This is a genomic window from Roseimicrobium gellanilyticum (genome assembly GCF_003315205.1).
Classification (GTDB): Bacteria; Verrucomicrobiota; Verrucomicrobiia; order Verrucomicrobiales; family Verrucomicrobiaceae; genus Roseimicrobium; species Roseimicrobium gellanilyticum.
In genome coordinates this window covers 121,229-135,299 of sequence record NZ_QNRR01000009.1, presented here as the reverse complement: position 1 = coordinate 135,299, position 14,071 = coordinate 121,229, and the positions used below count along the sequence as shown (strand labels likewise).

At 61.0% G+C, this 14,071-nt stretch carries 8 protein-coding genes; 4 read left to right on the top strand and 4 right to left on the bottom strand.

Going from position 1 to position 14,071, the window contains the following annotated elements; all coding sequences use genetic code 11:
* Positions 1 to 10: 10 nt before the first annotated feature.
* A complete protein-coding gene (locus DES53_RS22530) occupies positions 11 to 1,258 on the top strand; it encodes an aminotransferase class I/II-fold pyridoxal phosphate-dependent enzyme (protein ID WP_245958238.1) in 1,248 nt (415 codons plus the stop codon).
* Here the strand turns inward: DES53_RS22530 and DES53_RS22525 are convergent.
* The 3 genes from DES53_RS22525 to DES53_RS22515 all read right to left on the bottom strand — a co-directional run bounded on the left by DES53_RS22525 (position 1,163) and on the right by DES53_RS22515 (position 6,528).
* Complete coding sequence (locus tag DES53_RS22525; protein WP_113960583.1) at positions 1,163 to 2,536, bottom strand: glycosyltransferase family 4 protein; 1,374 nt, start codon at positions 2,534 to 2,536, stop codon at positions 1,163 to 1,165. The two genes, DES53_RS22530 and DES53_RS22525, sit on opposite strands and share 96 nt — an antisense overlap.
* Before the next feature lie 156 nt (positions 2,537 to 2,692).
* Entirely contained in the window at positions 2,693 to 4,162 is a 1,470-nt protein-coding gene (locus tag DES53_RS22520; RefSeq protein ID WP_113960742.1) for a DUF1501 domain-containing protein, read from the bottom strand.
* 11 nt (positions 4,163 to 4,173) lie between these two features.
* The gene (locus DES53_RS22515) at positions 4,174 to 6,528 is read right to left on the bottom strand and encodes a PSD1 and planctomycete cytochrome C domain-containing protein (protein ID WP_211325646.1); all 2,355 of its coding nucleotides are present in this window, start codon (positions 6,526 to 6,528) and stop codon (positions 4,174 to 4,176) included.
* Between the two features lie 179 nt (positions 6,529 to 6,707).
* Between DES53_RS22515 and DES53_RS22510 the strand changes: the two genes are divergently transcribed.
* The 3 genes from DES53_RS22510 (at position 6,708) to pelA (ending at position 11,428) form a co-directional block, all read left to right on the top strand.
* Positions 6,708 to 7,793: a hypothetical protein gene (locus DES53_RS22510; protein WP_113960582.1), complete on the top strand. Its 1,086-nt coding sequence runs from the start codon at positions 6,708 to 6,710 to the stop codon at positions 7,791 to 7,793.
* A 114-nt stretch (positions 7,794 to 7,907) separates the two neighbouring features.
* On the top strand, positions 7,908 to 9,464 hold the full coding sequence (locus tag DES53_RS22505; RefSeq protein ID WP_113960581.1) for a flavin monoamine oxidase family protein: 1,557 nt from the start codon (positions 7,908 to 7,910) through the stop codon (positions 9,462 to 9,464).
* A 380-nt stretch (positions 9,465 to 9,844) separates the two neighbouring features.
* Entirely contained in the window at positions 9,845 to 11,428 is a 1,584-nt protein-coding gene (pelA, locus tag DES53_RS22500; protein WP_147263558.1) for a pectate lyase, read from the top strand.
* A 224-nt stretch (positions 11,429 to 11,652) separates the two neighbouring features.
* Here the strand turns inward: pelA and DES53_RS22495 are convergent, their stop codons facing one another.
* Complete coding sequence (locus DES53_RS22495) at positions 11,653 to 13,947, bottom strand: RecQ family ATP-dependent DNA helicase (RefSeq protein WP_113960579.1); 2,295 nt, start codon at positions 13,945 to 13,947, stop codon at positions 11,653 to 11,655.
* Between the last annotated feature and the right edge of the window lie 124 nt (positions 13,948 to 14,071).

The window sequence follows — 14,071 nt, the reverse complement described above, 5'->3', positions numbered from 1 at the left end:
GATGCGTTCCATGCGTACGGACGCCAGCATGGACAACGACACTTCCCACAATCTCACCCACGCTTCGCAGGAAGCGCTGGAGCATTTGCAGCAGCAGGGGCTGCGGCGGTCATTGCGCCGCGTGCTCTCCACCAGTGGTGCGGAGATTGCGTTGCCCCAACGTGACAGCGTCATCAATTTCTCCTCCAACGACTACCTCGGTCTTGCCACCAGTGAGGCACTCAAAGAAGCGATGCGCGAAGGCGTCGATCGTTTCGGTGTGGGTTCCGGCGCTTCACGATTGGTCTGCGGCAATTATGCGCCACATGAAGATCTGGAAGCTGCGCTCGCGTCCTACAAAGGCGCCGAGGCGGCACTGGCTTTCACCAGCGGATATGCCACTGCAGTGGGTACCATTCCCGCGCTGGTCGGTCCGGGTGATGTGGTGATCCTGGACAAGCTCAGCCATGCGTCGCTCATTGATGCGGCGAAGTTGAGCGGCGCGACCATCCGCATCTTTCCGCACAATCATCTCGGAAAGCTGGAGCGATTGCTCGCGGGTGCGCGTGAGAAAGGCGGCGCGTCCACTCGTGTGCTCGTGGTCACCGAGTCCATTTTCAGCATGGATGGTGACGCGGCGCCGCTCGCGGAGATCATCGCGCTCAAAGAAAAGCACGGCGCGTGGTTGCTCGTCGATGAAGCGCATGCCGTGGGTGTGCTGGGCCCGCAGGGTCGGGGTCTGGTGGCATCACTGGGTCTTGAGAAGCAGGTGGAGCTGCAGATGGGCACGCTCAGCAAGGCCATCGGTGTGAGTGGTGGTTATGTGGCCACCTCCAGCGCGGTGCGTGATCTGCTCATCAATCGCGCACGCAGCCTCATCTATTCCACCGCTCCACCACCTGCCGTGGCATGGACCGCGAAGCACGCCATCTCACTCCTGCAAAGTGCGGAAGGCGAGGCGAGGCGCGAAAAGCTGTGGGCGAACAAACGCCTGCTGCTCTCTCTTCTTGGTGGGACGTTCACGGCGCAAACCAATGCACTTCCCGCTGCCATCCTGCCCATCATCATCGGCGATGAGGAGGCTGCCGTGCAGACCAGTGCGGCGCTGTTGGAGGCGGGCCATCTCATACCCGCCATTCGTTATCCCACCGTGTCACGTGGTGCCGCGCGACTGCGGCTCACGCTAAGTGCAATCCATGAAGCGGGCCAGATCGAAGCTCTTGTCGCGTGCCTTCGCCGCATGGTGCCGCAGCTGGGCATCGCCACGCATGGTGCGTGAGGCGAAGCTGGTCAGCAGGCCGTACTTCTGCGCGAGGGTGAGATCGAAGCGCAGGCTGGCGCGCTCGGCAAAGGCATCCAGCAGGTTCACGGACGTCTCTTCCTTCGCGAAGTGCTTTCGCGCATGGGTCAGACCGGCCTTGCCCATCTGTTCGCACCTCAAGGGATCCTGCAACAGCGTCACGAGATGATCTGCAAAGGCTGCAGGCTGTTTCTCGTCGCAAAGCAATCCGGTCACACCATCCACCACCATCTCCGGCACGCCGGCGAGACGCGTGGACACGCAGGGCAGGCTGGCTGCCATCGCCTCCATGAGCACGGTGGGCAGGTTGTCTTTGCCACCATCCTTCTCGGTCTTGCAGGCGAGCGCGAAGACCTGGGTCTCCTCTGCGAGCAGACGGATGATCTCTGTCATGCCCAGGGGACCGGTGAGCGTGACCCTGTCGGTCAATTTGAGATTTGAGATTTGGGATTTGAGTTCGTCTTCAAGAGGACCTTCGCCAACGATGCGGCAGTGGAAGGGGATGTCACGATCACGCAATAGGCCGCACGCGGTGATCAGATCGTCATATCCCTTCTTCTCGATGAGGCGCCCGACGCTCAAGATGCCACCGGCTGCCTTCGTGCGGTCAGCCCCGGCCCGGGCATCCACGAAAGGCTGCAGGTCCAGCCCATTGTACACGCGTTGGACGCGTGGGGCGTCGATGGGGAATTCCTCCTTCAGCTTGCGCGCCGTGTAGTCGCTTACCGTGACCACGAGACTGGCTTCACGGAAGAGCGAGGAGAGGGGTGGGATCTGGGTCTCGCCACAGCAGAAGATGTCATTCGCATGCGCGGTGAAGCTGAAGCTTGTGCCGTGAAATTTGCGCAGCCACCAGCAGGTGCGGGCGCCCATGCCGGCGAAGTGGGAATGGGTGTGGCTCGGCGCAGCGCTCCCCAGCTGGGTGAGCACGTGGCTGATGTACGCGGCCTCATACACGCGATTCTTGTCGGGCCGGTCGCCCCAGTGCCGCAGCGTGAGCACCACGCTCTGCGGCAGCTCGTTGGCCTCCTTCCACTTGAGCACCTTCGCGATCAGTTCTTCCTCAGGAGGAAGGAAGTGCACCCGCTGCAACAGCTCCTCCGGGTAGTGACGCACCTTTTCATCCCGTGTGTCATGGATGGAAAAGATCAGCGGCCGCACCCCCATGCGCTCCAACTCCAAAATCTCCCTCACGCAAAACGTCTGGGTAAACGTGGGGAATCTCTCGAAGATGTAAGCGAGGTGGTATCTCGACATGCAGGGGTCTGAAGGGGGAAGCTGGCGGGTACCCCTCTCCCTACCGCAGGTGGGCGGTGAGGCAATGGGTACAGCAAAGTTCTTCCAGAATCGTCGCGAAACGTCCAGTGGCCTTTTTTGACCTGTGTTATTTCAATTCCGCTTAAAATCTGCCACTTACGCGAGCATTCCACGTAGCAATTTTCCATGCACATCCGTGAGCCGGAAGTCGCGTCCCTGGAAGCGGAAGGTCAGCTTCTTGTGGTCGATGCCCAGCAAGTGGAGGATGGTCGCGTGCAGGTCATGCACATGCGCCCGGTCCTCTACAGCGTTGAAGCCCAGCTCATCAGACTTGCCGAAGGTGTGGCCCGCCTTCACACCACCCCCTGCGAACCACATGGTGAAGGCGTCGATGTGGTGATTCCGCCCGGTCTTGTCCCGGTTCTCACCCATGGGCGTGCGACCGAACTCGCCACCCCAGATCACGAGAGTATCCTCCAGCAGGCCGCGGGACTTCAGGTCCCGGATGAGGGCAGCGCAGCCTTGGTCAATTTCGCGGCAGCGAGGGGGGAAATCATCCTCCAGCGTCTCGCCGGGGCCGCCATGGCTGTCCCAGTTTGTATGGTATAACTGCACGAAACGGGTCCCGCGCTCCACAAGGCGGCGGGCCAGCAGGCAGTTCCGTGCGAAGGAGGGTTGCGAGGGATCCACGCCATACATATCCAGCGTGGCCTTGCTCTCACCGCTGATGTCGATCAGGTCCGGCGCACTCGTCTGCATGCGGTACGCCATCTCGTAGGAGTTGATGCGTGTCTGGATTTCCGCATCGCCCGTCTCCACGAGGCGGGAGAGATTGAGATCGCGGATGGCATCGATGGTCTTGCGCTGGCTCGCGCTGCTCACACCGCCGGGTGTGGTGAGATTCAAGATGGGCTCTCCGGTTCCGCGCAGCGGCACGCCCTGATAGGTCGTGGGGAGGAAGCCACTGGCCCAGTTCACCGCGCCACCGCGCGGGCCACGCGGGCCGCTCTGGAGCACGACGAAACCGGGCAAATCGCGCGATTCACTCCCGAGGCCATACGTCACCCATGCGCCCATGCTGGGGCGACCGAACTGGCCGCTGCCCGTGTTCATGAAGAGCTTCGCCGGTGCGTGGTTGAAGAGCTCCGTGGCGCAGGATTTCACAAAGCAGAGGTCATCCGCCACGCTCGCCGTGTGAGGCAGCAGATCGCTCACCCACGCGCCACTCTGGCCGTGTTGCTTGAACTCACGACGCGCGCCGAGCAGCTTCACGCCATGGCTGCTGTTCATGAAGGCGAAGCGTTTCCCTTCGATGAAGCTCTGCGGAATGGGCTGGCCATTCAGCTCCTGTAGCCGCGGCTTGTAGTCGAAGAGCTCCAGCTGCGAGGGCCCGCCCGCCATGAAGAGGTAGATGACGTTCTTCGCGCGCGGCGCTCCATGCGGCCTCTGCGGCGCCAGGGGATCCTGCGGTGACGGTGCGGCCTTGGCTTGTTGCTCGGCCATCATTGAAGCAAGCGCGATGGAGCCCAAGCCCATCGAGCAGCGACTGAAGAAATGACGACGTGTGCCGGCCTGCAGTCTTGCCTGCGCCGCGTGAAGCTGGGAGATGTCATTCGAAGAAGGCATCATCGTCGTCATCATTCGCGGGTGATGGTTTCATCCAGGTTCAGTAGCACGCGCGCGGCGGTGAGGGGATCAAGAGCGGAAAGGGTGGCGAGTTCTTTCGGAGTGGGCTCGCGCGCCACGCACAGGCGGAAGGCAGTTTTCACACCCTGGCTGTCCACCACCTTCGCCATCGCCTGCGCGTGCTCGAAGTAAGCCGGGTCATTCAGCATGGTGAGTGCCTGCAGCGGTGTGTTGCTGCGAATGCGGCGCGTGCACGTGGTGAAGGAATCCGGCGCGTCAAACACCGTCAGCGCCGGATGCGGGCTCGCACGGAAGAAGAAGGTGTACAGGCCACGGCGGTAGCGATCCGGCCCGGTGCTGGTGGGCCACGGGCGCTTGATCTGGCCCACGTTCATCGCGCCTTCCGGCTGCGGTGGATAGACCGGAGCGCCACCGAGTTTTGGGTTAAGAAGACCGGTGGCCTTGAGGCAGGTGTCGCGCACCATCTCCGCATCCATGCGCAGGCGGTTCTGGTGGGAGAGCAGGCGGTTGGTGGGATCCTTGATGGCCAGGTCCTTCCGCGCTTTTGAGCTGCGTTGGTAGGTCTCGCTTGTGACGATGAGCAGGTGCATGTGCTTCAGGTCCCAGCCGCTGTCCATGAACTCACACGCGAGCCAGTCGAGCAACTCAGGGTGCGTGGGCGCACTGCTTTGCGTGCCGAAGTCATTCTCCGTTTCCACCAGTCCTTTGCCAAAATACACCTGCCATACGCGGTTCATGATCACGCGTGCGGTGAGCGGATTGTCACGACTGACCAACCAGCGGGCAAGATCGAGGCGGGTGGGCTGACTGCTGCCGGTGTAGTTCAAGGGATTCAGAACATGGGGCGTGCCGGGCGTCACGACGGCATCCGGCCGTGTGAAGTCCCCCTTGATGAAGAGACGTGTTTCCCGCGGCTGTGGCAGGTCACGCATGGTGAGGGAGGTGGTCTTCGTGGAGAGTTCCTTCTCCACGTCGATGAGGCGATCGTTCAGTCCCTTGAACTCCGCATCGTTGAAGGCGAATTGCGCATAGAGCAGGCGATGATGCGCGGCATTCCGCTTCTCTGTGGGTACCACGAGCACCTTGCGCAGGTCGGGCTTCAGCTTCTTCTTCTCTCCATCCGTGAGTTTTGATTCCCACTGCGCGATGGCCGGGAGGCGCTCTGGCATCATCACTTCGATTTTCTTTTTCAGGTCTGCCTCTTCACGTTTCAGGCCGGGGATGTCCTTCTTTGCATCGGGAATCTCCACCGAGGAGGTCTTGGTCCCTCCGTGGCCGTCCTGTTCCTGGTTGTTGAAGAAGGCAAAGAGCGCGTAGAACTCGCGCTGGGTCACCGGATCAAACTTGTGATCATGGCACTGCGCGCACGCGATGGTGAGCCCAAGCCACACCGTGCCCGTGGTGCCCACGCGATCAAACACCGACTCGATGCGGAACTGCTCGGGGTCGATGCCACCTTCGCCATTCACCTGGGTATTGCGATGGAAGCCGGTGGCCACAAGCTGATCCACGGTGGGCTTGGGCAGGAGGTCACCTGCGAGTTGCTCGATGGTGAATTGATCAAAGGGCATGTTCCTATTCAGCGCCTTCACCACCCAGTCACGATAGGGCCAGATGCTGCGGGGCGCATCGATGCTGTAGCCATTGCTGTCTGCATAGCGCGCCTGATCCAGCCACCAACGGCCCCAGCGCTCGCCGTGGTGCGGTGAGTCGAGGAGAAAGGTCGTATAGGCGTAAACGCCCCAAGCTGGATTTTTGGCGAACTCGTTGGTGAAAGCTTCCACCACCGCGAGACTGGGAGGCAGGCCGGTGAGATCCAGCGAGAGCCGCCGTGCCAGGGTCGTGGCATCGGCGCGTGGTGAAGGTTCGATGCCCTGCTTCGTGAGCGCGGCATTGATAAAGTGATCGATGGGATGCTCTCTTTCAGGCCCCGTTGTCTTGTCGCGCTTCGGCACTCCAAAGGACCAGTGGCTCCATTCGCTTGGCGTCTCCTGGGCCGGGGCTTGGGCGCCTTCCGCGATCCACTGCTGGAGGATCGCGATCTGCTCCGGCGCCAGCGGGTTCCGCTTGTAGGGCATCTGCGGAATCTCGTCGTGGGCGCCGCGCAGCACGGTGAGCAGCAGACTCTGGTCTGCCTTTCCCGGAGTCACAGCAGGGCCATCACTTCCTCCTTTGAAGATGGCTGCTGCCGTGTCGAGCCGCAGGCTGCCCTTCGGGTTGGCGGCTCCATGGCATTGCACGCAGGCGCTGGCCAGCAACGGCTTCACCTCCCGCGCGTAGTCCACCGCGGCGGTGGCCATGGGCAGCGGCATCAGGCTGGAGAGGATGAAAACGGTCTTCTTCACGGTTCTGCAAAAGGGGATCTGAGGTGAGAGGGAAATACGCCCCGGCGAGGTGCAGCTTTCTTCCTTCTCAGTCCGTCTGGGGGGCGCTGTATGGAAAATGCGCCTCTTGCGATTTGAACGATACGTGGCAATCCGTTGTCCCTGTTCGCGCTAAAGTCATGTCATCAAGTAACCGAACCATGAAAACACTCCGTCTACTCCCACTGTTGGTGTTGTCCCTGGCAACCGTTCAGGCGCAGGAGCTGGAAAAGATCACCCAGCCCGGTGCCATCAACGGTACAGTGAATATCACCTTCAACACCCGGACGCGTCTGACCGATGATGGGAAGCCGCAAAAGGGCGCGAAGGATGTGTATGAAGTCGCTCTCACGGTTGGAAAAACCACGGAGTTCAAGGGCAAGGTCGAGCGCCAGCCGCTGCTTACGAGCAAGATTCTCGGCAGCGTGGAGCAACCTGGCCAGTACTTCTACTCGCTGGATCTCGGCGTCATCAATCCCACGAACATGACGCAGAAGAAGACCGTCGGGAAGTGGGTGGGCACCGTGCCCATCGCCGCAGACGGCACCTATGAACTCACTGGCTCGAATGAGAGCAAACATCGCGTCAGCGTGGATGCCATAGGCAGGTCTCCGGCCTTCACCGACAACTTCGGTGGCCGTCTCTACGGCAAGGGCAAGAAGACCGGTGGCGCCATGTCCTACGTGCGTCGTCTCCAGGGCAAGGAAGTGAAGATCGAGGTGAAGAACGTGGACCCCATGCGCTTCGAAAACGTGGTGATCGCCTCGGGTCCCGCCCAGAGCTACCCGAAGTGCACGGTGAATGGCAATCTCGACTTCGACTACGAAACCGGGAACTGGCTCACCAACGGCATCCGCTTCCACTACTCGCTGAATGGCAAGGAGTATGATGACGTGGTGACCGGCTCCATCAAGTGGGTGGAAGATCCCAACCGCGCCACGAACGGCAAGGGGCAGTATGAGTTCAACCTCCGCTGGAACGAAGACAAGAACAAGCCCGCCAGCACTGAGGCTGATGCCTTCAAGAGCGCCAATGACGAAGAGGCTTTCTTCTCCGTGGACAACAGCGTGCCGTCCCTCACGGGCGTGGTGGCCTATGTGGACACCATGGCCAAGGTGAACGGCGAGGACTCCGTGACCGCGAGCAAGATCACCTACCAGCTCGACGCCAACCAGCTCACCAAGCAGCAGGTCATGAACTTCCTGAAGGTGTGGCTCCTGGGCATTGGGCCCACGAACGACGAATAACGCTCCCGTCGCAGCAAAGACTTGTATCCGCAGGCGTGGTCTCCACAGTGGGACCACGCCCCTCTTTTGCCTCCGTCACAATTCGCATCCCTTTCACAATAGCTTTTCACATCCATGAAATCCGGTCGCACTCCCCTCTTCCGCGCGCTCATGCGCGCCATGCGCCACTCTGCTGTGCCCACGCAGACACGGCGTGACTTCTTCCGCCTGAGCAGCGCTGCCGGTGCCTCCGTGGCGTTGGGCGCTGTGGGTCTCCGCGCGCAGGACGAGGCGAAGCCCACGAAGAAAATCGAAGGCCCCGTCGCCATTGTCGGTGGTGGCATCGCCGGTCTTACGGCTGCCTACCGCCTGATGAAGGCGGGCGTGGAGGTGCATCTGTATGAAGCGCTGGATCGCTTCGGCGGCCGCATGTGGACGAAGCGCGACTTCAACAAGGAAGGCATGTTCGTCGAGCTCGGGGGCGAGCTGGTGGATTCCAACCATGAAGACCTGATCGCGCTGGCGAAGGAACTCGGTGTGGAGCTGCAGAACCTGAAGGAGGGAGATGCCGGTCTCGACTTCTACCACTTCGGCGGTAAGATCTATACCGACCACGATGTCATTGCCGCCTTCGGTCCGCTTTCCAAGCGGATTGCCGCGGATGCCGAGGGCATCTACGATGACAAGGAGGAGTTCACCGCGAAGGCGCGCCAGTTCGACAACGTCAGCCTCAAGGATTACCTCAAGCAGATTGGTGGGGGTGTGGATCGCTGGATTCTGCAAATGCTGGAGGTGGCCTACGTGCCCGAGTACGGTATCGATGCGGAGGAGCAGTCCGCGCTGAACCTGATCGATTTCATCAATCCGGACACGAGCAATGGCTTCCAGGTGTTTGGCGAAAGCGATGAAGCCTTCCGCGTGCGCGGTGGCAATGACACCCTGCCCACGGCAGTGCATCGGGAAATCCAGCGCACGGTGAAGTGCAACGGGGGTCACCGCCTCGTGAAGATCGCGGAGGACGGCAGCAAGATCAAACTGACCTTCGCCACGGACGCGAAAGTGATCACGCCATCTTATGCGAATGTGATCATGGCGCTGCCCTTCACCATCCTCCGTGGCATCGAAGGCGTGTCCACGCTGAAACTGAGTGAGGACAAGCAGAAGGCCATCAAGGAAATGGGTTACGGCACCAACTTGAAGGTCATGTATGGATTCTCTGAGAAGGTGTGGCGCAAGCCCTCGGGTGGCCGCGACTTCTTCTGCAATGGCGCGGTGTATTCGGACAAACCCTTCCAGACTGCCTGGGAAACCAGCCGTGGCCAGTCGGGTGACAGCGCCATCATTACGAACTTCATGGGTGGCTCGCTCGGTGCGCAGTTCAGTCCGGAGCGGCTCGACAAGTTCGTGTCTGAATTCGATGAGATCTTCCCCGGTGTGAAGGCGAAGATCGATGGCAATCGCACCATGATGAACTGGCCGAGCATCAAAACCATGAAGGGCAGCTACTCCTGCCCGAAGGTGGGCCAGTACACCTGGGTCTATGGCGCGGCGGCCTCACCGGAATTGGATGGACATCTGCTCTTCGCCGGTGAGCACACCAGCGGCGAGTCCCCTGGCTTCATGAATGGTGGCGTCGAGACGGGTAACCGTGCTTCGAGGGAGCTGCTGGGGATTGAGGACAGGGCGGAATAGTAACCGTTCATTCACGATAGTTTTGGCCGCCATGTCCTCCGCGGACATGGCGGTTTTTGTTTTGAGGGAAGGGCAATGGACTTGGGGCACTCCACTGGTCCATGGCCTTGCGTGACTCATACACTGGTGGGGAGCCGCAGCGCCGGCTTCCTAATCAGGTGGGCGGAGGTGGTGGGGAACTGACACGTGACAAATCGCTTTCACCCGCATGCTCCGCCCCGCCTCCGCCCGCTCTGATCAGGGCGCCGACGCAGCAGCGCCCTACCAGTTTTACCGATCTGCGAAATGATAGACCAGAGGGAGCATCAGCTCCCCAAGGATCGGGGACACTCTTGTCCCCTCGGTCGGACTCCTGACATGAAAGCCACAGCCAGCGTGATGTGGACACATCGCCCCCGGCGTGGCAGCGTCATGGCATGCGTGTGAAGGCCCTGCTTGCCGGTTTCCTGTCCCTCCTATCTTGGAGCCTCGGGACCATCGCCCGTGCCCAAGATGCAGCACCGGCCTCGCCCACGCTCAAGCTCACTGTAAAGGCAGACTACCTCGCGCTGCGCATCACCGGCACCACCAACATCACCGCCAATGCATGGCAATGGCGGGTGCTGCCGGGTGGTCCGGAGGACATGGTGGCGTGGAGCCATTTCGACCTGCCAGTAGCAGACGGCGCCTTCAAGCTCGCCACGCCCATGCCCGCTGGTGGCTGGTACTGCGTGGAAGTCCGCGCGCTGGACGGAGAGAAGGTCATTAAGGAAGCAGGTGTCACGCGACCGGAGCCGGCGGCGTTCGTGCATGTGACGCCGGATCGCATCGAGTCGCTTCCTGAATCGGAACGAGTCGCGTGGAAGGCATACTTGGCCCGTTCCCGGGAGAATGAGCATGCCGATCACGAGACGCTCGCGACTGAATGCCGGGAGATTCGCGCTGCTGCTTCCAAGCCTGCACCCACGGACAGCGAGCGATTCGTGTGCCCGACCAAGGTGGCGGCCTCCTATTTCGCGAGCCCGGAAGCGGCGACGCTGGCCAGTGTCATCCTCAGCTACCAAACACCAGCCGGCGCGTGGTCCAAAGCCGTAGACTACAGCAAGGGCGCGCGCCCTCGCGGCACACATTGGACCACCCAAAGTGAAGCGGGCTGGCATTACTGCGGCACGCTGGACAACTACAGCACCACGGAGCAGATCAAGTTCCTCGCGTTGGTGGATCAGGCAACAAAACGCGAGGATTGCCGTGCCGGTGCGCTGCGTGGTCTGGAGTGGTTGCTTGCCGCGCAGTTTCCCAATGGTGGCTGGCCGCAGGTGTATCCGCTGGAGTCAGGCTATCATGAGGCTATCACGCTCAATGATGACGCCATGCTGCATGCGCTGGATTTGTTGCTTGCAGTGCGTGCAGGTGAGGAGCCGTTCGGATTCTGTGATGAGGCATTGCGGAAACGCGCCGGTGCGGCATACGAGCGTGGCATCCAGTGCGTGCTAGCGTGTCAGGTGCAGGTGCAGGGCAAGCGCACCGTGTGGTGTGCGCAGCATCATCCCATCACCCTGACACCGGTGGCCGCGCGACTGAAGGAGCCTGTGTCCCTCAGCGGCGCGGAGAGTGCCAACCTGCTCAAGTTCCTCATGCGCGATGGCCCGACCACAGATGCAGTTTTGTCATCGGTGGAAGACGCCATCGTGTGGCTGGATGCCCACCGCATCACGAACTTGCGCAAGACGACCAATGCGGCTGGCAAGACAGACTACGTGAAGGATCCCGCATCCACCGAAGTGCTCTGGGCACGCTTCTATGATGTGGAAACAGGAGAGCCCATCTTCGCGGGCGGCCAGGATGGAGTCGTCTACAAGACCTACCACGACATGGCCGAGCACAACAAGGTGACCTACGATTACTTCACCACGAAGCCCGGGGACATCGTGGGAAAAGAGCGTGAGCGATGGAAGAAGAGACTGGAGAAGGTGGGGAAGAGGTAGTGGTTATTTGGAAGCCGCAGCCTGAAGGGCTCCTGCGCCCCTTCAGGGTGCGAATACTATGGTGTATCATTACTCACTGCCCTCTGAGCGTCGTCGCCACAAGAAGCGGTGCTTCGCACGCGCTCTTCAAAGCGCTTCGCGCAAGGTGGTGCCTGCTCAAGCGCGGTTGATATGAGCAGTATTAATTGAGTCACGAGACGACTCGCGGAAAACCCCATGAGTGTTCACCCCTCATGCCCCTTGATCACCTCAAGGAACTCAGGCAGCCAGCGCATCGCCTTGAGTTCCCCCACTCCGCGAATCTTCAAGGCGGCGGTTTGAGTTCTCGGTTTCAAACGCGTGAAAAACTCCAGCGTGCTGTTGTTGAAGATGATGTAGGGTGGGATGCTCTCGCGCTGGGAGATTTCGAGACGCTTCTTCTTGAGCTTGTCGAAGAGCTTCTCATCGAAGCCCAGTTCCTTAGCCACGAGCTCTTCATCGTCATCCCCACCTGAGGGGCCCTTCTTGGTCATCTCCACACGCTTGGTCAAGTCGGGCCACTGCATGCGGATGCTGCCGCCTTTGCGCATGACCTCGGCGCCCTTGTCAGTGAGGCGCAGAAGTGGGTAGTCGCTCTCCATGGTGGTCTCCACCATGCCCTGCTTCTCCATCTCCTTGAAGAGCTGGTTCACCCCGGCGGTGCCCACGTTTTTCAGGATGCCGTAGGTGCTGAGTTCATCGAGACCCGAGTCCACAACTTCGCGGGATTTGCTGCCGATGAGCATGGCCACGATGCGGCCGCGTCCGAAGCGCGGAGTCCAGGTGCCATCCGATTCGCGCATGCTCATGCGCGCCACGCCGCTCAAGGCCTTGCGCAGCACTTCCACTTCCTCGCTGGTACCCACGCGTACTGTGGCCTTCAGGCCGCCGCGTTTGCACGCATCGCAGTTGCCACAGGTGCCGGCATGCTTCTCACCGAAGTATTCCAGGATGACCTGCTGGCGGCAACGATCCGCATAGCAGAGCTCCACCATGGACTTGAGCTTGGAGCGATCGCGACGGTCCTTCTCCGCGAGCGCAACCTTGTCGATCTGCAATCCGCGAGCCAGCACCTTCGGCTGAAGCAGACGCGTGCCGCGCATGCGTTTGCCGGGAATGTCGAAGCGCTCAATGTAACCCTGGCGTCCGAGCATGCTCAGCGCACTGCTCACGGCCATGGAGTTCTTCACACCCGCGCGATCCGTGATGTCTTCGATCGTGGCGTGCACTTCGTGTGCGTTGTCCGCGTCATTGAGCAGGGCCTGGTAGACATCGCGGATGGTGTCATAGGTGGGATTGTTCCCCTCAATGAAGAACTCCTGCGTACGGGTGTCCGCGTAGTTGAAGAGCAGCTCGCAATGTGAGGGCTCGCCATCACGTCCGGCGCGACCTGCCTCCTGATAGTAGGCTTCAATGCTTCCGGGTACATCATAGTGCACCACGAAGCGCACGTCCGAGCGGTCGATGCCCATGCCAAAGGCGTTGGTGGCCACGGCGACTTCCACCTTCCGCTGCAGGAAGCGGTTCTGCGCTTCCTCGCGTCCTTTGTCATCCATGCCGCCGTGGTAGGCGATGGCCTTGATGCGCCATTCATCGAAGAGAGCGGCGATCTCCTCCACCTTCTTGCGGGTGGAGCAGTACACAATGCCCTTCTTCCAGTGCTGTACGATGTCGCGCAGCCGCTCGTACTTGTCCTTGTTCTTCTCGGTGTGGGTGATGTGCAGGCTCAGGTTTGGCCGGGAGAAGCCGCGCACGCTGATATGCGGGTCGCGCAGCTTCAGCGTGTTTTGAATGTCCGACCGCACCTCGGGTGTGGCCGTGGCGGTGAGGGCCAACACCTGGGGACGACCGAGGCGTTCCAGGGCATCGCCGAGTCGCAGGTAGTCCGGCCGGAAGTCATGACCCCATTGCGAAAGGCAGTGCGCTTCATCGACCGCGAAGAGAGCGATGTCCACCTGCCGCATGGTCTCCACGAACATGTTGCTGCGGAAGCGCTCCGGAGCCACGTACACCAGCTTGTACTCGCCGCGCCGCAGGGCGTTGATGCGGTCCTTCTGCTCGTCGAAAGAAAGCGTGCTGTTGATGAGCGTGGCGGGGATGCCTCGATTCTGCAGGGCATCCACTTGGTCCTTCATCAGTGCGATGAGTGGGCTCACCACCACGGTAACGCCATTCATCACCATCGCCGGCAGCTGGTAGCAGAGCGACTTGCCGCCCCCGGTAGGCATGATGATCATCACGTCCTGCCCGCTCAAGGTGGCGGCGATGACTGCTTCCTGGCCGTCGAGGAAGGCGCGGAAGCCGAAGTGTTTGCGCAGGGCCTCACGCGCGTCATGAATTGGCGCGCTGGTAGCGTCAGCGACGCTTGTGGAGCTGTCGTCTTCCGCGATGATGTCCTCTGAATCCGGCACTGCTGTAAAGGTACCTGAAGCGGCGGATGCGCAACCGGTGTGTCGAGTTGCGAGGGAGAAAAGTGGTCCGCCCACTCCGTGTGCGGTCATGCGTGAATGGCCTTTGATGGGGCTATTCACGCAAATGGCCCGGCACAGGGGTGGATTAGGGGGATGTGGTGTTGTGTGTCACTGACCGCACAACGGAGTGTGCGGACCACCAAAAAACAACCCA